22 protein-coding genes are annotated in these 17,892 nt (G+C 69.1%); 6 read left to right on the top strand and 16 right to left on the bottom strand.

Annotated elements, in window-relative coordinates:
- Positions 1 to 7 precede the first annotated feature (7 nt).
- The 8 genes from fabI to AT699_RS24430 all read right to left on the bottom strand — a co-directional run bounded on the left by fabI (position 8) and on the right by AT699_RS24430 (position 7,646).
- Positions 8 to 781, bottom strand: coding sequence for an enoyl-ACP reductase FabI (fabI, locus tag AT699_RS24465; RefSeq protein ID WP_006385602.1), 774 nt, complete (start codon positions 779 to 781; stop codon positions 8 to 10).
- Positions 778 to 1,962, bottom strand: a complete 1,185-nt coding sequence (locus AT699_RS24460; protein ID WP_020926697.1) for an acetate/propionate family kinase — start codon at positions 1,960 to 1,962, stop codon at positions 778 to 780. The genes fabI and AT699_RS24460 overlap by 4 nt, the downstream gene beginning before the upstream one ends.
- 76 nt (positions 1,963 to 2,038) lie before the next feature.
- Positions 2,039 to 2,983: a phosphate acetyltransferase gene (locus AT699_RS24455; protein ID WP_024070154.1), complete on the bottom strand. Its 945-nt coding sequence runs from the start codon at positions 2,981 to 2,983 to the stop codon at positions 2,039 to 2,041.
- Complete coding sequence (locus AT699_RS24450; protein WP_024070153.1) at positions 2,980 to 5,382, bottom strand: DUF3141 domain-containing protein; 2,403 nt, start codon at positions 5,380 to 5,382, stop codon at positions 2,980 to 2,982. Before AT699_RS24450 ends, AT699_RS24455 begins: the two co-directional genes overlap by 4 nt.
- Positions 5,383 to 5,566: 184 nt before the next feature.
- The gene (locus AT699_RS24445) at positions 5,567 to 5,968 is read right to left on the bottom strand and encodes a VOC family protein (protein ID WP_006385598.1); all 402 of its coding nucleotides are present in this window, start codon (positions 5,966 to 5,968) and stop codon (positions 5,567 to 5,569) included.
- A 19-nt stretch (positions 5,969 to 5,987) separates the two neighbouring features.
- Positions 5,988 to 6,623, bottom strand: coding sequence for a glutathione transferase (gene yfcF, locus AT699_RS24440; RefSeq protein WP_024070152.1), 636 nt, complete (start codon positions 6,621 to 6,623; stop codon positions 5,988 to 5,990).
- A gap of 158 nt (positions 6,624 to 6,781) precedes the next feature.
- Entirely contained in the window at positions 6,782 to 7,111 is a 330-nt protein-coding gene (locus AT699_RS24435; RefSeq protein WP_024070151.1) for a DHCW motif cupin fold protein, read from the bottom strand.
- Between the two features lie 49 nt (positions 7,112 to 7,160).
- The gene (locus AT699_RS24430) at positions 7,161 to 7,646 is read right to left on the bottom strand and encodes a GNAT family N-acetyltransferase (protein WP_026383191.1); all 486 of its coding nucleotides are present in this window, start codon (positions 7,644 to 7,646) and stop codon (positions 7,161 to 7,163) included.
- Positions 7,647 to 7,836: 190 nt separating this feature from the next.
- Here AT699_RS24430 and AT699_RS24425 point away from each other — a divergent pair, with 190 nt between their 5' ends.
- The 3 genes from AT699_RS24425 (at position 7,837) to AT699_RS24415 (ending at position 9,846) form a co-directional block, all read left to right on the top strand.
- Positions 7,837 to 8,787 carry a DnaJ C-terminal domain-containing protein gene (locus AT699_RS24425; RefSeq protein ID WP_035181969.1) on the top strand — a complete coding sequence of 317 codons (951 nt, stop codon included), beginning with the start codon at positions 7,837 to 7,839 and terminating at the stop codon, positions 8,785 to 8,787.
- 2 nt (positions 8,788 to 8,789) lie between these two features.
- The gene (locus AT699_RS24420; protein WP_006385593.1) at positions 8,790 to 9,107 is read left to right on the top strand and encodes a chaperone modulator CbpM; all 318 of its coding nucleotides are present in this window, start codon (positions 8,790 to 8,792) and stop codon (positions 9,105 to 9,107) included.
- Positions 9,108 to 9,231: 124 nt separating this feature from the next.
- Entirely contained in the window at positions 9,232 to 9,846 is a 615-nt protein-coding gene (locus tag AT699_RS24415) for a glutathione S-transferase family protein (protein WP_006385592.1), read from the top strand.
- On the opposite strand, the gene AT699_RS24410 is transcribed toward AT699_RS24415, so the two are convergent.
- The 4 genes from AT699_RS24410 to AT699_RS24400 all read right to left on the bottom strand — a co-directional run bounded on the left by AT699_RS24410 (position 9,847) and on the right by AT699_RS24400 (position 13,517).
- Positions 9,847 to 10,494 carry a DsbA family protein gene (locus tag AT699_RS24410; protein ID WP_006385591.1) on the bottom strand — a complete coding sequence of 216 codons (648 nt, stop codon included), beginning with the start codon at positions 10,492 to 10,494 and terminating at the stop codon, positions 9,847 to 9,849. It lies immediately after the preceding gene.
- A 99-nt stretch (positions 10,495 to 10,593) separates the two neighbouring features.
- On the bottom strand, positions 10,594 to 12,069 hold the full coding sequence (locus AT699_RS24405; RefSeq protein ID WP_006385590.1) for an inorganic phosphate transporter: 1,476 nt from the start codon (positions 12,067 to 12,069) through the stop codon (positions 10,594 to 10,596).
- 154 nt (positions 12,070 to 12,223) lie between these two features.
- Positions 12,224 to 12,349 (bottom strand): hypothetical protein, encoded by a 126-nt coding sequence (locus AT699_RS32405; protein ID WP_020926707.1) that lies wholly within the window; start codon positions 12,347 to 12,349, stop codon positions 12,224 to 12,226.
- Positions 12,350 to 12,392: 43 nt separating this feature from the next.
- Complete coding sequence (locus AT699_RS24400) at positions 12,393 to 13,517, bottom strand: D-alanyl-lipoteichoic acid biosynthesis protein DltD (RefSeq protein WP_024070150.1); 1,125 nt, start codon at positions 13,515 to 13,517, stop codon at positions 12,393 to 12,395.
- A gap of 265 nt (positions 13,518 to 13,782) precedes the next feature.
- Here AT699_RS24400 and mog point away from each other — a divergent pair, with 265 nt between their 5' ends.
- From mog to AT699_RS24385, 3 genes are read left to right on the top strand one after another with little or no spacing between them, the layout of a single operon-like run.
- On the top strand, positions 13,783 to 14,430 hold the full coding sequence (gene mog / locus AT699_RS24395) for a molybdopterin adenylyltransferase (RefSeq protein WP_024070149.1): 648 nt from the start codon (positions 13,783 to 13,785) through the stop codon (positions 14,428 to 14,430).
- A 39-nt stretch (positions 14,431 to 14,469) separates the two neighbouring features.
- Entirely contained in the window at positions 14,470 to 14,817 is a 348-nt protein-coding gene (locus AT699_RS24390; protein WP_006385587.1) for a hypothetical protein, read from the top strand.
- Positions 14,817 to 15,701, top strand: coding sequence for a peptidoglycan DD-metalloendopeptidase family protein (locus tag AT699_RS24385; RefSeq protein ID WP_172561412.1), 885 nt, complete (start codon positions 14,817 to 14,819; stop codon positions 15,699 to 15,701). Before AT699_RS24390 ends, AT699_RS24385 begins: the two co-directional genes overlap by 1 nt.
- Positions 15,702 to 15,715: 14 nt before the next feature.
- Here AT699_RS24385 and AT699_RS24380 read toward each other — a convergent pair whose 3' ends face one another.
- The 4 genes from AT699_RS24380 to AT699_RS24365 all read right to left on the bottom strand — a co-directional run bounded on the left by AT699_RS24380 (position 15,716) and on the right by AT699_RS24365 (position 17,881).
- Positions 15,716 to 16,042: a hypothetical protein gene (locus AT699_RS24380; RefSeq protein WP_006385585.1), complete on the bottom strand. Its 327-nt coding sequence runs from the start codon at positions 16,040 to 16,042 to the stop codon at positions 15,716 to 15,718.
- A 162-nt stretch (positions 16,043 to 16,204) separates the two neighbouring features.
- On the bottom strand, positions 16,205 to 16,468 hold the full coding sequence (gene infA, locus AT699_RS24375; protein WP_006385584.1) for a translation initiation factor IF-1: 264 nt from the start codon (positions 16,466 to 16,468) through the stop codon (positions 16,205 to 16,207).
- Positions 16,469 to 16,985: 517 nt separating this feature from the next.
- Entirely contained in the window at positions 16,986 to 17,525 is a 540-nt protein-coding gene (locus AT699_RS24370) for an SRPBCC family protein (protein WP_006385583.1), read from the bottom strand.
- Positions 17,522 to 17,881, bottom strand: a complete 360-nt coding sequence (locus AT699_RS24365; RefSeq protein WP_006385582.1) for an ArsR/SmtB family transcription factor — start codon at positions 17,879 to 17,881, stop codon at positions 17,522 to 17,524. The genes AT699_RS24370 and AT699_RS24365 overlap by 4 nt, the downstream gene beginning before the upstream one ends.
- Between the last annotated feature and the right edge of the window lie 11 nt (positions 17,882 to 17,892).

The following is a 17,892-nucleotide window of genomic DNA, read 5'->3' as shown; positions in this document are numbered from 1 at the left end:
CCGCGCCTCAATCGATGATGTGATAGCCGCCGTCGATATACAGCGTCTGCCCGGTCATGCGGCGGGCGGCGTCGGTGGCGAGCCAGGCGGTGGCCTCGCCGACGTCGTCGATCGACACCAGGCTGCGCGCCGGCGCCTTGGCCTGGGCGCGGTCGAGCAGCGCGTCGAACTCGGCAATGCCCGAGGCGGCGCGGGTCTTGAGCGGTCCGGGTGAGATCGCATGCACGCGGATGCCCTGCGGGCCGAGCTCGGCCGCCAGGTAGCGGGTGGCCGATTCCAGCGCGGCCTTCACCGGGCCCATCATGTTGTAGTGCTCGACCACCATCTGCGAGCCGTAGTAGCTCATGCAGAACAAGGTGCCGCCGGTCGGCATCAGCGGCTCGGCCAGCTTGGCCATGCGGATGAACGACCAGCACGACACGTCCATGGCCGTCAGGAAGCCGGCGCGCGAGCAGTCGGTGACGCGGCCGTGCAGGTCGTCGCGCGGGGCGTAGGCGATGGAATGCAGCACGAAGTCCAGGCCGCCCCATTCGGTCGCGATGCGCTCGAACACCGCCTCCAGCTCGCCCTCGCGCAGCAGGTCCAGCGGCATCAGCAGCGGCGCGTCGACCTGGCGCGCCAGCGGCTCGACGTGCGGGCGGGCCTTGTCGTTCAGGTAGGTCACGGCCAGTTCCGCGCCCATGGCGCGGAACGCCTTGGCGCAGCCCCAGGCGATGGAGTCGGCGTTGGCGATGCCGGTGACCAGGCCGCGCTTGCCGGCAAGAGGCAGGGCGGCGCTCATCGTTGCTTCACCAGGGCCAGCGTGTGCTGCGCGATGATCAGTTCTTCGTTGGTGCGCACCACGTACACGCCGATGCGGCTGTCGTCGCTGGAAATGCGCGGCCCGTGATGCGCATTGCGCTCGGGATCCAGCTTGATGCCGAGCCAGCCCCAATGCTCGCTGATGGCCTGGCGGATCTCGGCCGAGTTCTCGCCGACGCCCGCGGTGAAGACGATGCCGTCGATGCCGTTCATGGCGCAGCCCAGGCCGATCATGCCTTCGGCCACGCGCCAGGCGAAGTACTTGAGCGCCAGCCTGGCCGACGGCGCGTCGCTGGCCAGCAGCTCGCGCATGTCGTTGCTGATGCCCGACAGGCCCTTCATGCCGCAGTCGTGGTACAGCAGGTGCTCGATGTCGTCGTGCGACATGCCCTGTTCCATCATCCACAGCACCACGCCCGCATCCAGGCGCCCGGGGCGCGTGCCCATGGGCAGGCCTTCGAGCGCGGTGAATCCCATGGTGCTGTCGACGCTCCTGCCCTGGTGCATGGCGCAGGCCGACACGCCCGAGCCCAGGTGCGCCGCGATGATCTTGCCCATCGCGATCTCGGGCAGCGCCTGGCGCAGCCGCTGCGCGATGTACTCGTACGACAGGCCGTGGAAGCCATAGCGGCGCACGCCCTGCTGGTAGAGGTTCTCGGGCAGGGCGTAGCGGTCGGCCACGTCGGAATGGCTGCGATGGAAGGCGGTGTCGAAGCACGCCACCTGCGGAATCCACGGGCGCCGCTCGCGGATCACGCGGATCGGCGCCAGGTTGTTGGGCTGGTGCAGCGGCGCCAGCGGCGTGAAGGTGTCCAGCTTGGCGAGGATGGCGTCGTCGATCAGCACCGGCTCGGCCAGGTCGGGGCCACCGTGCACCACGCGATGGCCCACGGCCAGCGGCGCGCCGCCCAGGTGGCCGCTGAGCCAGGTGCCGACCACTTCCTGGCCGTTGGGCACGTCGGGCGCGTGGCTGGGCGCGATGTCGCGTTCCACCAGCGTCTGGCCGGCGGCGTCGCGCACCCGCAGGCGCGGATGGCTGGTGCCGATGCCTTCGAGCTGGCCGCCCAGGCGCGGCGCCAGGGCCTGCTTGCCGTCGATGTCGTACAGGTAGAACTTGATGCTGGAACTGCCGGCGTTGATGACGAGAATGGTGTCGGACATGGAGTCGATCGCCTCTTGATGCAACGGACAAGGCGGGGCCGGGGCCCCGCCGCTCATTCACGGCCTGTCGGCCCGCCTAAGCCAGCGGGCGCGCCTGCTGGGCGGCCAGGTGGTGCGCGTAGATCGCCGCCACCGCGCAGGACGCCAGGCGCGAACGCGGGCTGTCGGCGCGGCTGGTCAGGATGATGGGCACGCGCGCGCCCAGCACGATGCCGGCGGCCTCGGCGTTGGCCAGGAAGGTCAGGTTCTTGGCCAGCATGTTGCCGGCTTCCAGGTCGGGCACCACCAGCACCTGGGCCACGCCCGCCACCAGCGAGCGGATGCCCTTGATGCGGGCGGCGTCGGGGCTGATGGCGTTGTCCAGCGCCAGCGGGCCGTCGAGCACGCCGCCGCTGATCTGGCCGCGGTCGGCCATCTTGCACAGCGCGGCGGCCTCGATGGTGCTGGGGATGCTGGGCGTGACCTGTTCCACCGCCGACAGGATCGCCACGCGCGGCTCGCCCAGGCCCAGGCCGTGGTGCAGGTCGATCACGTTGCGGATGATGTCGGCCTTGGTTTCGAGGTCCGGAAAGATGTTGATGGCCGCGTCGGTGATGAACAGCGGCTCGGCGTAGGTCGGCACTTCCATGATGAACACATGGCTGATGCGCCGGCCGCTGCGCAGGCCGGTGGCGCGCGCCACCACCTCGTGCATCAGTTCGTCGGTGTGCAGGCTGCCCTTCATCAGCAGCGAAGCCTCGCCGCCGCGCACCAGCGCCACGGCGGTCTCGGCCGCGGCGTGGCTGTGCGGCGCATCGACGATGCGGGCGTCGCCCAGGTTCAGCTTGTGCTGCGCGGCCGTGTCGCGGATCTTGAGTTCCGGCCCCACCAGGATGGGGCGCAGCAGGCCCAGGTCGCGCGCTTCCAGCGCGGCCGACAGCGACGGTTCGTCGCAGGGATGGGCGATGGCGCAGGCCGCGGGCGCCAGGGTCTGGGCGCGCGCGATCAGTTTGTCGTAGTGCGTGGAGGTGGGCAGGCTCATTCCGGCTTGGCCTTGGCGGTGGCGGGTTTGCGGACGCGCGCGGGCGCGGCTTCCTTCTTGCGGGCGGCGGCCTTGACCGCGGCCTGCGGCGTGGACTTGGCGGCGGCCGCCGTGGCGGCGCGGCGCGCACGGGGGGCGGGCGGCGCCGGCGGCGACGGTTGCAGTTTCGCGGTGGCGGCGCGCACGGCCTTGCGCGCGCCCGGCGCCGGTTCATGCTTTTGCGCGCGGCGCGCGGCGGTCTCGAAGATCCGTTCCATCTCGGCCAGGCTGTCACGCGCCGCCGGACTCAGGGGCTGGGCCGCCTCGAGCACGTGTTTCATGGCCTCCAGCGCCTCGCGGATGGCGGCGGGCGACGAGTCTTCCAGCAGCTTCGGCATGGTCTGCAGCACGGCCGCGGAATCGAGCCGCATCATCATGGCCTGGTCGCGGGTGATGTCCTTGAATTCCTGCAGCGTCATGGCGTTGCCGGCCTCGGCCCGCATCTTGCGGATCAGCGCGAAGCTGCGTTCGTCCAGGCCGCCCTCGGCGCCGGCCACGTACAGCAGCATGCGGATGGCGGCCACGCGCAGGCCGCCTTCCTGCAGCAGCGAGCGCAGTTCGGCGGCGCGTTCTTCCATGAAGCGGCGGTGTTCGGGCGATACGCCGGGGTGGCGGCGCGGCTGGCCATCCTTGCCGCCCAGCCCGGCCAGGTCCTGCACCAGCGGCGAGCCGTAGACGCTCATGAAGGTGCGCTCGTCGGCCGAATCGCGCAGTTCCTGGAAGATGTTCAGGCTGGTCTCGACCAGCTTGGAGAACATCTCCTGGGCCAGCAGGAACGGGTTGTCGGGCGACACCGGCTGGCGATGTTCGCGCACCTGCTCGGCCACCTGGGCGATGGGCGCGATCAGCGGGTTGCGGTCGGACACCAGTTCGTAGGGCAGGCGCAGCGGATGCAGGCGCTGGCTCCATTCGGCCGATTGCGGCGTCACCAGGGCGCGCACCCAGGGCTGCACGAAGCTGCGGTACATGCCCAGGTTGATGTCGGAGATGCGGGCCACGGCGGCAAAGCGCAGGTCGTCGTCTTCCTTGCGTTCGACGATGGCGCGCACGTCGTCCATGCGGCGCTGCTCGAACGACAGCACGTAGTTGCCATAGGCCAGGTCGGCGTTGGGCGTGTCCGGCGTCTTGTCGGCGATCTCGGCCTGGTAGATGCCCGGCGGCAGCACATCGATCATGTCGATGTTGGAGGTGAATTCCTGGTGTTCCTTGCGCGCCACGCTGCCGGACACGAAGATGCCCAGGTGGCCGATGCTTTCATGCACGGCGTAGACGATGGTCTGGTCGTGCGCCAGCACCTCGGCGTCGTCCTGGTACAGGTCGGGAATCCAGCCCAGCGCCTGCGGCGGCGGGGTGATGTTGTCGCCCTTGGAGCAGAACACCACGATGGGCGAGCGGATGTTGCGCAGGTCGATGCGGATGCCGTCCGACGTGACCAGCCCGGCGGTCGACAGCCGGTTGCCGACGAACAGGTTGTCGACGATGTACTGGATTTCCGGCCCGTTCAGGAACACGTGGCCGCCCCACCATTTCTCGAAGCTCAGGTAGCGGCCGGCTTCGGTGTCGACCTTGGAATACAGGTTGTACTGCTTGGACCAGAGCGTGTTGGCCGGGTTGAGATTCTCGAAGTTCTGCACCAGCCAGGCGCCGTCGAACTTGCCGTCGCCCAGGTCGCTGGTCAGGGCGGTGAGCCAGCTGCCGCCCAGCAGGCCGCCGGCGTAGCGCATCGGATTCATGCCGCGCCAGCCCGCCCAGTAGGACAGCGGCGCGCCGGCGATGATGATGGGGCCGAACAGCTCGGGACGCACGGCGGCGGTCATCATGATCTGCCAGCCGGCCTGGCAGTTGGCCACCACCACCGGCTTGCCTTCGGCGTCGGGGTGGCGCGCGATGATCTCTTCCAGGAAATGGGCCTCGGCCTTCATCACGTCTTCGACGGTCTGGGTGGGCACGGGCTGCGGCAGGAAGGTGGCGAAATAGCAGGGATGGCCGGCGCGCACCGCCACGCCGATCTCGCTCTCGGGCTTGAAGCCGCCGATGCCGGGGCCGTGGCCGGCGCGCGGATCGACCACCAGGAAGGGGCGCTTGATCGGGTCGACCGTCACGCCCTCGGGCGGCTTGATGCGCAGCAGGCCGTAGTTGACCGGCCTGGGCAGTTCGCGGCCGTCCAGCACCAGTTCGTACTCCATGCTGAGCACGTTGGGGGCCCGCTTGGCCATGTGGTCGTGGTACTGGTTGCCGCGCTGGCGCATCACATCGGCGTACAGCACGCCGCGCTGCCAGGCGTCCACAGCGTATTCATAGGCGGCCGTCCAGGGGTTGAAGGACGGGGCGGGGACGCGATCGTTGCCGGATCCGGCCATGGCGATCTCCTATAGGTAGCACCCGGCAGCGGGTGCTACCGGACCGGTTCCTCAAGTGGAACCAGCTGACTTGACCCCCCCATTACACCTGAATGGATGTTGCATCGCAACATGGGGACGGTTGATGCAGGTCAAACGTCGGGGACTATCCGTCCCTGCTTGTTCGCGGCAGCCGCGCCCGGCCTCACGGCGCGTCGTGGCAAACGGCTTCGATACGGTTGCCGGATGGGTCCGACAGAAAGGCGGCGTAGTAATGCGGGTGGTAGTGGGGGCGCGGGCCGGGGGCGCCTTCGTCACGCCCGCCGTGGGCCAGCCCGGCGGCATGGAACGCGTCCACCGCGGCGCGGCTGGCGGCCTTGAAGCACCAATGGCGGCGCGCCGGCGCGCTCGGCGACGCGGCCGGATCGGCCTGCACGCTCAGGTAGGTGTGGCCGGAATCGCCGGGGCGGCAGCGTTCGCCGTAGCCCAGCGCGTCGGCGTGGTCGTAGACCTTGGCCGCGCCCAGGGCGGCCATGACGGCGTCGTAGAAGGGCCGGGCGGTGTCGAGCCCGGCGACGCTGATGGAGACGTGATCCAGCAATTGCATGGCGGCTCCGAGTGGTGGATCAGGCGCGGGCGGCCGCGTTGTGATCCAGCCATTTGCGCACCGAGGGCCGCTGCCATTGGATCTCGACATACTCGCGCAGCGGGTCGGGCAGGCCGTCCTGCCACAGGCGGCGCAGCGCCACCGCCAGGTCCAGGTCGGCGATGCACCAGTCGTCGAACAGGCTGGCCTGGCCCGCGCCGATCAGGGCGCCGGCCACGTGGATCAGCTTGGCCGCGGCCGCATGGCCGGCGTCGGACAGGGGTTGTCCGGCGGCGCCGTAGAACACCGATTCGGTCGGCCGTTCCTGGCGCAGGGCGCCCAGGTCGCTGCGCAGCCAGGCCTGCAGCTGGCGGGCGCGGGCGCGCTCGCGCGGCTGGGCCGGGTACAAGGCGGTACAGGCCGGCGCCGGATGCAGGTCTTCCAGGTACTCGGTGATGGCGGTCGATTCGGTCAGGTTGAAATCGCCGTGGGTCAGGGCCGGCACGCGCGCGGTCAGGGCGCGGCACTGGTAGGGCTGCATGCGCTGTTCGCCCGCGTCCAGATCGATCAGGCGGACCTCGAAGGGCAACTGTTTTTCGGCCAGCGCCACATAGGCCGACATGGCGTAGGGGCTGAGGAACTGGGAATCGACGTACAGCGTAAACGGGGCGCCCAAGTGGATCTCCGGTCAGGCGATTGAAAAACCTCCAACGCTGCGCCTTCGGCTTGCTGCCCCGGAAAAGGGGCTTTCATCTCGAGGCGGCGCGGCGTTGAAAAAGGGGTGCGTAGCGCAAAGCGTAACGCAACTGAAATTTCGCGTGTCGCGCCGGCGCGTCAGTCGACGATGAACAGCCTGGCGCCGGTGGCGGTGGACGAGCGATGCGGCTCGGCCTGGTCGGCCACCTGGTAGCTCATGCCGGGTGTCAGCACGAAGGTGCGACCGTCTTCCAGCTCGGTATGCAGCTCGCCTTCCAGGCAGAACAGGATGTGGCCCTTGCTGCACCAGTGGTCCGCCAGGTAGCCCGGCGTGTATTCGACCATGCGCACGCGCAGGTCGCCGAACTGGCGGGTGCGCCAATAGGCCATGCCGGTGTCGCCGGCATGTTCTGTGGCTTCGACCTCGGACCAATCGGTGGTGCCGAAGGGGATGTTGCTCATCTTCATGTGTTTTTCCCTTGGGGGCGGCGCGCCCCGCGCGCCGCGAATGGAGGACTCAGGCGGCCAGCTTCTTCTGCCAGAACATGGCGCGGCCGGTGTCTTCGTCCAGCGAATAGCCTTCGTAGCCCAGCTTGCGGTACAGGCCCTGGGCCACGTCGTTGCCTTCCAGCACTTCCAGCGTGATCTTGCAGCAGCCCAGCCGGCGGGCGCGGTCTTCCAGCGCGGCCAGCAGCTGCTTGCCCACGCCCTGGCCCTGGAACCGGGGCGACACGCCCAGGTCGTGCAGGTTGACCAGCGGACGGCAGGCGAAGGTCGAAAATCCCTCGATATAGATGGCCACGCCGGCCGCCTCGCCGTCGACCCGCGCCAGCAGGGCGCGCGCCGTCGGCCGCTTGGCCAGTTCCGGAATCAGGTTGCGCTGGGCGTACTCGGGCAGGGGCGTGTTGCCGCCCATGGGGCCGCTGGCGTATTCGTTGAGCATGGCCAGCACCTGCTGGCCGTGTTCCGGGTTGTTGAAGTCGACGTCGATGATTTCCAGCACGATCGGTTCCTGTTCATTGGCGATGGCCTGCCGCGCCCGGCGGCGGGCGCGGCAACCGTCCATTATGCGCGAAGCCGCGCGGCTGACGAAACGCATTGAAAAATCGCACCGTAACCCCTATCTTCTTTCCATTCAGGGCCGAATCCGGCGCGAGCCGCCTTTGGCTGCAACCCTTACCATGGGCTGGGAAATGGAGTTCAAGGACTACTACAGCATTCTTGGTGTGGAGCGCGGCGCCTCCGAAGACGAGATCCGGCGCTCCTACCGCAAGCTCGCCCGCAAGTACCACCCCGACGTCAGCAAGGAAAGCGACGCCGAGGCGCGCATGCGCGACGTCAATGAAGCCTACGACGTGCTGCGCGACAAGGAAAAGCGCGAGGCCTACGACAATCTCGCCGCCGGCGTGTCGCCGGGCGGGGGCTTCCAGCCGCCGCCGGGATGGGACGAGGGCTTCGAGTTCCACCGCGGTCCGGCGTCGGGCGAAGAGGCCCAGTTCAGCGAGTTCTTCTCGTCGCTGTTCGGCGGCCGCGGCCGCCGCGGCGCGCCGGGCCAGGGCCACCAGCAGGAATTCCGCGCCCGCGGCGACGATCACCACGCGGCCATCGAGGTCGACCTCGAAGACGCTTTGCAGGGCGCCACCCGCGACATCAGCCTGCGCTCCATGACGGTGGACGACCAGGGCCGCCCGCAGGTGCAGACCCGCACGCTCAGCGTGCGGATCCCCGCGGGCGTGCGAGAGGGCCAGTTCATCCGCTTGGCCGGGCAGGGCATGCCGGGCTACGGCGGCGGCGAGAACGGCGATCTGTACCTGGAGGTCCGCTTCAAGCCGCACGCCCGCTACCGCGCCGAAGGCCGCGACCTGTACATGACGCTGCCGGTGGCGCCGTGGGAAGCGGCGTTGGGCGCCAAGGTCAATGCGCCGACGCCGGGCGGCACGGTCGAGGTCTCGGTGCCCGCGGGGTCCGGCAACGGCCGCAAGTTGCGGCTGCGCGGCCGCGGCATTCCGGGCGATCCGCCCGGCGACCTGTACCTGGTGCTCGAGCTGGCGCTGCCGCCGGCCGACACCGAAGCGGCCAAGGAGGCCTACCGCAAGATGCAGCACGACCTGCCGTTCAACCCGCGGCGCCACCTGGGGGTCTGATCATGAAGAAAGTCGTCATCAGCAGCGCCACCGTGGTGGGCAAGTCGCAGCCGCTCAGCGCCGACGACCTGGCCCGCGCCTGCGGCGCGGAAGTCGAATGGGTCGCGCAACTGGTCGAGGTCGGCATCGTCGACGCCAGCGGGCCGCGTCCGGCCGAATGGCGCTTCTACAGCGTCGACCTGCAGCGCGCGCTGGATGCGCGCCGCCTCGAGCGAGACTTCGGCGCCGGCCTGGATGCCGTGGCGCTGATCCTGGACCTGAGCCAGGAAGTGCGCCGCCTGAAGGCGCAACTGCGCGCGCTGGGCGCGACCGGCGAATAGGGCGGACGGTGGACAGGGCGGCCGGCGGACAGGCGCCTGGTCGCCGGTGACGGTACTGGCCGCGGCTGGGCGGCCTGCGGCACAATGGCCGCAGGGGCCGCGCCCCGGAACCAGGAGACCGCCCATGCTGACCCTCTATCACGCCCCGCGCTCGCGCTCTTTCCGCATCCTCTGGCTGCTCGAAGAGCTGGGCGTGCCCTACGACACCGAGATGGTGTCGATCCGCCGCCGCGACGGCTCCGGCCATATCCCGCCCGACTACATCGACATCCACCCGCACGGCAAGGTGCCGGCGCTGGTGCACGACGGGGTGCCGGTGTTCGAAACCCCCGCCATCGCGCTTTACCTGACCGACCTGTTCCCCCAGGCCGGCCTGGGTCCGGTCATCGGCGATCCGCAACGCGGTCCCTACCTGACCTGGCTGGCCTACTCGACCGGCGTGTTCGAGCCCGCCATGACGGAGCGCGTGTTCAAGACGGCGCACCAGCAGGGCACGATGGGGTGGGGCTCGGCCGACGAGGTCGAACAGGTCGTGACCCGGGTGCTGCAGGCCCGCCCGTATTTCCTCGGCGAGCATTTCAGCGCCGTCGACATCGTGCTGGGCGGCACCTTGCAGTTCATGATGCAGATGAAGGTGATTGCCGAGAACCCGGTGTTCTCGGCCTATGCCGAACGGCTGGCGGCGCGTCCGGCGATGCACCGCGCCTTGCAGCGCGACGGTGACATCGGCGAAGGCTGACTACCCGAGCCGGGCGCGCAGGTCCGCCTGCCATTGCGACGGGCGGCCCAGGAAGCGCGACGGTTCCAGCAGTTCGCAGGCGCCGTCGCGTTCCAGCGCCAGCGTCGGAAAGCCCGAGCCGCGCAGCCGCCCGAGCAGCGCGCGGCTTTCGGCAATGTGGCGATCGGTGGCCGCGCCTTCGGTGGCGGCATAGGCCTCCTGGAAGGCGGCGCCGTCCAGGCCGGCGTCTTGCGCCAGGCGCCGCAGTTCGGCCGGGTCGGCGATGCGCCGGCCCTCGACGTAATGGGCCCGTTGCAGGCGTTGCAGCAGATCCAGGCCACGGCCGCCCAGCAATTGCGCCGCCAGGATGGCGGTGGTGGGCGGGGCCGAGTCGAATACCGCGCCGCTGTCGCGCAGCAGGCCGTCGAAATAATCCGGACCGAACTGCTGGCCGGTCAGGCCGGCGATGCGTTCGTCATGCGGCATGACGTAGCGCCGCAGCGCGTCGGTGACCGGCTGGCGGTTGCCGCCGGTCATCATGCCGCCGCCGTGCAGCGCAATGGCCAGGCCGTCGATGCCGCGGGCGGCCTGCACCAGCGGCGCGGCGCCATAGCACCAGCCGCAGAGCGGGTCGTAGATGTAATGCAGGATGGGGAAAGGGGTAGCCATGGCGCCATGGTAGGGGCGCGTCCGCGCGGGACATAGCCCGTCGCGGTAGCCACTGTGTTGCGCCGGCCGCGCAGATCGTTCGCGCGGCCGGTGGCGGCGTCAGCCGGCGATCTGCACGCCGATCCAGAACAGGCCGGCCGCCAGCAGCATCGAGGCGGGCAGGGTCAGGACCCAGGCCAGCAGGATGTTGCGCACCGTGCCGCCCTGCAGGCCGCTTTTGTTGGCGATCATGGTGCCCGCCACGCCCGAGGACAGCACGTGGGTGGTGGAGACCGGCAGGCTGAAGACGTTGGCCAGGCCGATGGCGCCGACCGCGGTGAGCTGCGCCGACATGCCTTGCGCGTAGGTCATGCCCTGCTTGCCGATCTTCTCGCCCACCGTCAGCACCACGCGGCGCCAGCCGACCATGGTGCCGGCGCCCAGCGCCAGCGCCACCGCCACGATCACCCAGAAGGGCGCGTATTCGGTGGTGGCGGTCAGGTCGGCGCGCAGGCGCTGCAGGTCGGTGCGTTCACGCGCCGGCAGGCCCTCGATGCGCGCCACCTTCTTGGCGGTGTCGTCCAGGCACAGCAGGTAGCGGCGCACGTCGATGCGCTTGGCGGCGGACAGGTCGGCGTAGTTGCTGACGCCGCGCAGGTCGGCCTGCAGCGCGTCGATGGTGGCCAGGGTCAGTTGCGGGTCGCAGCGGAAATTGCGCGGCAGGTCCGAGGCGGAGCCGGCGCGCTTGAGCGCCAGGAAGTCGCCCAGCATGGCTTCGTTGCGCTGGTAGAAAGCGCTCAGGTGGGTGGCGGCGTCGCGGGTGCGCTCGATCTGGTAGGTGGTGCTGTTGGTGTCCAGCACGAAGTTGGCCGGCACGATGCCGATCAGCACCAGCATGATCAGGCCGATGCCTTTCTGGCCATCGTTCGAGCCGTGCACGAAGCTCACGCCCATGGCCGACAGCACCAGCACCAGGCGGTTCCAGAACGGCGGGTGTTTCTTGTTGTCGATGGCGCGGCGCTGTTCCGGCGTCTTGTGCATCTTCGACAGCGGCAGCCAGCGCTTGAGCGCCAGCAGCAGGCCGCCGGCCACCAGGAATCCGGCCACCGGCGACACCACCAGCGAGGCGCCGATGTCGATCGCCTTGCCCCAGTTCACGCCATCGGCCAGCGGCAGGTCGGTGATCAGCGCGTTGGCCAGGCCCACGCCCAGGATCGAGCCGATCAGCGTGTGCGAGCTGGAGGCCGGGATGCCGAAATACCAGGTGCCCAGGTTCCAGGCGATGGCGGCGGCCAGCATGGCGAACACCATGGCCAGCCCGCGTCCGGTATCGACGTTGATCAGCAGTTCGACCGGCAGCAGGTGGACGATGGCATAGGCCACGCCCACGCCGCCCAGCAGCACGCCGAGGAAGTTGAAAATGCCCGAGAGCACCACCGCCAGGTGGGGCGGCATGGCCTTGGTGTAGATGACCGTCGCGACGGCGTTCGCCGTGTCGTGGAAGCCATTGATGAATTCGAAGGCCAGGACGAACGTCAGGGCCAGGACGAGGCTGAGGCCGACCCAGAGATCTAGGCCGTGGAAGAGGGAGGGCATGGGGGGCGGGGAGAGGTTCCGGCGAGCCCAGATTATTACAGATTTGTGACCTGTCCCCGGTTGCTGGGGGCAATTTTCTCGACGCCTTTCCGACGGGGCTCCCGCCGCGCGGGGCCATGGCGGGCTGGCCGGGGCCCGGGCGCCGGCCAGCCCGCTAGAACTTCTGGTACTGGAACTCGATTTCCAGCGGCTTGCCCAGATTGGCCGACGTGTCGGCCTGGATCATCATGACCGCCAGCAGGCCCAGGTAGAGCAGGCACAGCCACAGGGTTTTTCTCATCGCGCGGCGTCCTTGGCCAGGGAAGGGGTATCGGGGAACGGGTTCACGGGCGGAAGACCTCGGCGATGCGCTGGTTGACACGCAGCCAGCCCAGTTCGCCCAGGTGCTGCACGTCGCGCAGGGTGCCGATCTCGTAGGGGGCGTCGTACATGTTCATGCAGGCCATGGCGTAGCGCGCGCACAGCGCGTCGACCTGGCGCTGGATCGGGGCGAAGCGGTCCAGGTCCTTGAACACCAGCGGGTGCAGCGGCTGCATCACGAACAGCGCGTTGACGCCATGGTTGCGCAGCAACCGCATCAGCGCCTCCAGTTCGCGCAATTCGTCCTTGCCGGTCAGCGGCCGCGGCAGGAAGGCGGTCTTGCCGCCGGCCGGGACGGCCTGCAGGTATTTGTCGAAGAAATCGTCGCGCACGGCGTAGCGGTTGCGCGCCATCCGCGCCTGTTCGGCTTCCTGCGCCTCGCGCGCCAGGGCGTCCCAGTCGACCACCCGGGCGGCCGCCGCCGGGCCCGCCGCTTCGGTCTCGGGCGCCGGGGCGGCATGGGCCGGCGTCCACAGGTCGACCAGCCGCTGGCGGAACACATAGGCCTGCTCGGCGGCCATCGACCACGCCACCCGGGCATCGCCCTTGTCGCGCAGCCAGCGCGCCAGTTGCTCGCGGCCCTCGGGCTGGCGCACCAGGCGCGGCAGCAGGGGATTGGCATGTTCGCGGAATTCGTCCGGCCCCAGGCCGCCGTCGCCATCGAACCAGCCTGGCGATACCATGATCACCACGCGCGAGGCCGGCGACAGGTCGTCGGCCAGCGCCGCCAGCACCAGTTGCATGCCGAGCGACTGGAAGCCCGAATGGCCGTAGGCCATGACCGGCATGCGCAATTCATCGGCCAGGAAACGGTAGGGCACGAAGCGCAGGTCGGTGCTGGTGAGTTCCGACGACCCCATCACCACCAGCCGGTCGCCGGTGCGCAGCGCCTGGCTCAGGCGCGACAGGTTGCGGGTCTGGTCCTGCAGGGTATTGCCGAGGTTGTGGATGTAGACGCCCGTTGCCGCGTCCGGCGCCGGGCCGGTGCGCAGGGCCAGCCCGTGCCAGGCGCCCAGGCCCGCGGCCAGCGCGACCGTCAAGGCCAGCGCCGCCGCCAGCGCATGCTGCCCGAGTGTGCGTTTGAACATGAGGAACCAGGAGGCGCGGCGCGCGGGTCGGGGTGGAAGGGAAGATTGTGAGCGGATGTTATCCAGCGCCCATGACCGATACAAGCGCGCAAACCCGGGGATTCCCCTTTTTGCCACAGGGACGGCAGGCCCGTCCGCGGGCCCAAGGGGGGAGAATGCGCTAGCATCCTTGTCTGGCGGACTCCTGGATTACCAGGATTGACCGCGTCCCGGCCCGCCGGGACGGTGGTTGCCGCCATCCGCCCACTCCACGCCCCGCCTGCCCATGACCGCTCCTGTCCGCATCGCCCGCCGCCACCCCGACGAACTGATCATCGGCCTGGTGTCGATTTCCGACCGCGCCTCGACCGGCGCCTACCAGGACCAGGGGTTGCCGGCGTTGCGCGAATGGCTGGGCGGGGCGCTGGCTTCGCCGTGGCAGGCCGTGGAGCGGCTGATTCCCGACGAGGCGGGGCGCATTTCCGACACCCTGATCGAACTGGTCGACACCTGCGGCTGCGACCTGGTCCTGACCACCGGCGGCACCGGCCCGGCGCGGCGCGATGTCACGCCCGAGGCCACGCTGGCGGTCGGCACCAAGGAAATGCCGGGCTTCGGCGAACAGATGCGCCAGATCAGCCTGCGCTTCGTGCCCACGGCGATCCTGTCGCGGCAGGTCGCCGTCATCCGCGAACGGCCATCGCACGCCGCCCTGATCGTCAACCTGCCGGGCCAGCCCAAGGCGATCCGCGAAACCCTCGAAGGCCTGAAGGCCGATGACGGCACGGTGCTGGCGGCGGGCATCTTCGCGGCCATTCCCTACTGCATCGATCTGATCGGCGGCCCCTACGCCGAGACCCATCCCGAGGTCATCGCGGCCTTCCGCCCCAAGTCGGCGCGCCGTCCGCAACCGTCGCCGGACGCTGCGGTATAGTTGGCCGCCTCTTTCCATTCATTGCCAGAGAGTCCCGATATGAAGGTCCGTACCGCCTTGTCCCTTGCCGCCGCCGTGCTTGCCGTGTCGGCGTGCGCCAACGTCAAAGACGTCCGCCAGCGTGATCCGGTGTTCTACGGCTCGACCCAGCGCACGGCCGAGGACTACACCAACTGCGTGGCCGACGCCTGGAAGAGCCTGGACGTGAATTTCGAACGCAAGACGGTGCGCAACGGCTTCGAGCTGATCCAGTCGGACAGCCTGGGCGTCGAGGCGGTGCTGACCACCACCACCTGGAAGGGCAAGACCGAGGCCCGTCTGTCGACCCGCATCGCGCGGCGCGACCAGACCTTGATCGAACCCGCCAACCTCTGCCTGCAACAGTGATGCCGCAACGCCGAGACATGCTGCGGCTGGGCCTGGCCGCGGCGGCGGTATGCCTGGCGCTGCCGGCCCGCGCCAGACAGGCGCCCGCCGCGCAGGCGGGCGGCTACATCAGCCGCAAGCTCAACGCACCGGTGCCGGGCGGCGTGGCCGTGCTGGCGCTGGGCGACGCCGCGACGGCGCCCGAGGTCACCTACCGCGACCGCCGCGTGCTGGTGGTGCGCGAAGACGGCAAGCAATGGATCGCCGTGGTCGGCATCCCGCTGGCGGTCAAGCCCGGCCCGCAGGAGGTCACCGTGCGCGACGCCGGCGGCTCGCGCCAGTTGCCCTTCACGGTGGGCGCCAAGGAATACGTGGCCCAGCACATCACGCTGAAGAACCCGCGCCAGGTCAATCCCGATCCCGACGACATGAAGCGCATCGAGCGCGAAATGGCCGAGCAGAGCGCGGCCAACCGCGCCTACCGCGCTGGCGTCACGCCCAGCAACGTGCTGCTGGACCGGCCGGTCAGCGGCGGCCGCCTGTCCAGTCCGTTCGGCCTGCGCCGCTTCTTCAACGGCGAAGAGCGCAATCCGCATTCCGGGCTGGATTTCGCGGTGCCGGCCGGCACGCCGATCAAGGCGCCGGCCGCGGGCGTGGTGTCGCTGGTGGGGGATTACTTCTTCAACGGCAAGACGGTCTTCCTGGACCATGGGCAGGGCTTCGTCAGCATGTTCTGCCACATGTCGGCGATCGACGTGAAGGTGGGCGATAGCGTTGCGCGCGGCGGCGTGGTCGGCAAGGTCGGGGCCACCGGCCGCGCCACGGGGCCGCACTTGCACTGGAATGTCAGCCTGAACGATGCGCGGGTCGATCCCGCGATCTTCATCGGCGCCTTCAAGCCCTGACGGGGGCGGCGTCCTCAGGCGGGGGCGGCGGCCTGCTCGGGCCGCAGCGCTGCGGCATCCTGCGACTGCTGCAGCGCGATGCGGTGCAGGATGTACTGGTGCATGCGCTCGGCGTAGCGCATCTTTTCCAGCATGTCGTGCAACTGCACTTCCTGGTCATCCAGGCAGTTGTCGTACTTGGTCTTGGCCTCGGCGTAGGTCAGGCCGGTATTGCGCAGGCTGTTGATGAACGCCTCGCGCGACTGATGCAGCAGGCGCAGGCCTTCTTCCCCCTTGGCGAAGCGTCTTCGCGTCAGGGAGAGCTGGTCGGCGGCTTCCTTCAGTTCCTGGGTCAGATCCATCTTGCTGCGTATGCGTTGCCGCCGGGCCGGGCGCCGGGCGGAGCGCCATTCTTTCACGAACCGGGGTCTTGCGCATTACTACGGCAGCGCGCGGGCGGGCTTAAGGCCGCGTGGCGCGCCAGGGCGGGGCGGAAGGCCGGCACATGCCGGCCCCGCGGTTTCTCAGCGGCGATGCTGCTGGGGACGGCTCGGGGCGGGGCCGCGCTCATCCTTGTGGCGGAAGTTGATGCGGCCCTTGGTCAGGTCGTACGGCGACATTTCCAGGGTGACGCGGTCACCGGCCAGGATGCGGATGCGGTGCTTGCGGATGCGGCCGGAGGCGTAGGCGCCCACTTCGATGCCGTTATCCAGGGTGACGCGGTAGCGGCTATCGGGCAGCACTTCGTCAACGATGCCATCCAGTTCGATGAGTTCTTCTTTAGCCATTCTCTACTCCTTGATCAATACGCGCCGCCATGCCGTCGGCATGGCGCGCCACCGGAGCGGCGAGCGCGTCGGACTCTGATAGCCAGGTCCAGCGGTTGAACGTAAAACGTCCGGGCAAGCGCGGGTATGGGCCATGGCATCCCGAGTGGATGTCTGAAATGACGGATACTCGCGCCGCGAGGGCAGTGTGCGCGCGATGCGCAGCTTGGTCGCGGGTTGGCGCTTGTGGCGCGTCGCCGGAAGAAGCGGGTTGGAGTGTCTGCTGCAACGGCGCGCGGCGCGGGTTGCGCCATGGGCCAGGGGCAGGTTTCACCCAAGAAAACCGGTTGCAGCGTCGCAGGTATGCCAGGCGAAAGTCCGGCATGGCCCGTAGTAACTGCGGGTAGGCGCTCGACGTGAACGAAGCCCGGTTTTTGCGGAAAAATCACGCACTTATGTTACTGCAAAGCGCAATGATTAGCCAGTTTTTATCCGGCTTCGTGGCGTGATAGTTGCTATTGAACGACTGACCGGCTTTTCATTGCGCGGGGATGCGCGCCTGGTAGTCGGCTTCCCAGCGCAACAGCGCCGACCAGAAGGGGCCCGGTTCGCGCCCCGCCAGGCGGGCCGACAGTACTCCCAGATGCGTATGCCAGCCGCCGGCTACGTCGATCATGCCGGCACGCGAAGCCAGTTTGCGATGGGTCAGCACCAAGCGGGTGTCGTCCCCTTGTGGGGACAGTTCGAACGTCACTTCGGACGGTTCGCCGGGCGAGCCTCCCCAGGTGAATGCCAGCAGCCGCGGCGGCTCGCAACGCGTGATGACGCCGTGGGTGGTGACGCCGTTCTCGTACGGCCTGTATGGCTCGGGGGTGGGCTCGGCCACGGACGACAGGTCGGCATGGACGAAACGCAGCGTAACGCCGCCGCCTTCGCGCAATTCCATGTCGCCGGTCGCCAGCCACAGGCCGCGCTTGTCGGATTCGGTCAGGAAGGCCCAGACCCGTTCGACGCTGGCGGGCAGCACGCGGGTAAAGCAGAGGGACGTGGGGCTGGTGACGACACCGTATTCACTCATGTTGGCTCTCCGGGGGAGTCCGGCCGGGGCGCATGGGCGGCCAGCGCGGCTTCAAGCGCGTCCAGCCTGCCCGACCAGAAATGTTCGTAGAAACGCAGCCATTGCATGGCTTCGGCCATGGGGGCCGGCTCGAGGCTGCACACGTGGCTGCGGCCCTTGACGGTGCGCCGCAGCAGGCCGGCCCGTTCCAGCGCCTGCACGTGCTTGGAGGCGCCGGCGAAACTCATGCGCAGGGGCGCGGCCAGTTCACCGATGGTCCGGTCTCCGCCCGCCAGGCTTTGCAGCATGTCGCGGCGCGTGGGGTCGGCCAGCGCGCGAAAGACGGCATCGAGGGAGGAAGGCATTGATTCAACCATAGGGTTGAATA

It is taken from the genome of Achromobacter xylosoxidans (assembly GCF_001457475.1).
Taxonomy (GTDB): Bacteria; Pseudomonadota; Gammaproteobacteria; order Burkholderiales; family Burkholderiaceae_B; genus Achromobacter; species Achromobacter xylosoxidans.
This window is presented reverse-complemented; position numbering and strand designations above follow the sequence as displayed.

Excerpts from the sequence above, each read along its gene's own strand:
- AT699_RS24420 (WP_006385593.1), top strand. The coding sequence starts at position 8,790 with ATGAAGAAAGTCGTCATCAGCAGCGCCACCGTGGTGGGCAAGTCGCAG.
- AT699_RS24435 (WP_024070151.1), bottom strand. The coding sequence starts at position 7,111 with ATGAAGATGAGCAACATCCCCTTCGGCACCACCGATTGGTCCGAGGTC.
- AT699_RS24455 (WP_024070154.1), bottom strand. The coding sequence starts at position 2,983 with ATGAGCCTGCCCACCTCCACGCACTACGACAAACTGATCGCGCGCGCC.
- AT699_RS24390 (WP_006385587.1), top strand. The coding sequence starts at position 14,470 with ATGAAGGTCCGTACCGCCTTGTCCCTTGCCGCCGCCGTGCTTGCCGTG.
- AT699_RS24365 (WP_006385582.1), bottom strand. The coding sequence starts at position 17,881 with ATGGTTGAATCAATGCCTTCCTCCCTCGATGCCGTCTTTCGCGCGCTG.
- AT699_RS32405 (WP_020926707.1), bottom strand. The coding sequence starts at position 12,349 with ATGAGAAAAACCCTGTGGCTGTGCCTGCTCTACCTGGGCCTGCTGGCG.
- fabI (WP_006385602.1), bottom strand. The coding sequence starts at position 781 with ATGAGCGCCGCCCTGCCTCTTGCCGGCAAGCGCGGCCTGGTCACCGGC.
- infA (WP_006385584.1), bottom strand. The coding sequence starts at position 16,468 with ATGGCTAAAGAAGAACTCATCGAACTGGATGGCATCGTTGACGAAGTG.
- AT699_RS24410 (WP_006385591.1), bottom strand. The coding sequence starts at position 10,494 with ATGGCTACCCCTTTCCCCATCCTGCATTACATCTACGACCCGCTCTGC.
- AT699_RS24370 (WP_006385583.1), bottom strand. The coding sequence starts at position 17,525 with ATGAGTGAATACGGTGTCGTCACCAGCCCCACGTCCCTCTGCTTTACC.
- AT699_RS24415 (WP_006385592.1), top strand. The coding sequence starts at position 9,232 with ATGCTGACCCTCTATCACGCCCCGCGCTCGCGCTCTTTCCGCATCCTC.
- AT699_RS24380 (WP_006385585.1), bottom strand. The coding sequence starts at position 16,042 with ATGGATCTGACCCAGGAACTGAAGGAAGCCGCCGACCAGCTCTCCCTG.
- AT699_RS24445 (WP_006385598.1), bottom strand. The coding sequence starts at position 5,968 with ATGCAATTGCTGGATCACGTCTCCATCAGCGTCGCCGGGCTCGACACC.
- AT699_RS24405 (WP_006385590.1), bottom strand. The coding sequence starts at position 12,069 with ATGCCCTCCCTCTTCCACGGCCTAGATCTCTGGGTCGGCCTCAGCCTC.
- mog (WP_024070149.1), top strand. The coding sequence starts at position 13,783 with ATGACCGCTCCTGTCCGCATCGCCCGCCGCCACCCCGACGAACTGATC.
- AT699_RS24450 (WP_024070153.1), bottom strand. The coding sequence starts at position 5,382 with ATGGCCGGATCCGGCAACGATCGCGTCCCCGCCCCGTCCTTCAACCCC.
- AT699_RS24385 (WP_172561412.1), top strand. The coding sequence starts at position 14,817 with ATGCCGCAACGCCGAGACATGCTGCGGCTGGGCCTGGCCGCGGCGGCG.
- AT699_RS24460 (WP_020926697.1), bottom strand. The coding sequence starts at position 1,962 with ATGTCCGACACCATTCTCGTCATCAACGCCGGCAGTTCCAGCATCAAG.
- AT699_RS24400 (WP_024070150.1), bottom strand. The coding sequence starts at position 13,517 with ATGTTCAAACGCACACTCGGGCAGCATGCGCTGGCGGCGGCGCTGGCC.
- AT699_RS24425 (WP_035181969.1), top strand. The coding sequence starts at position 7,837 with ATGGAGTTCAAGGACTACTACAGCATTCTTGGTGTGGAGCGCGGCGCC.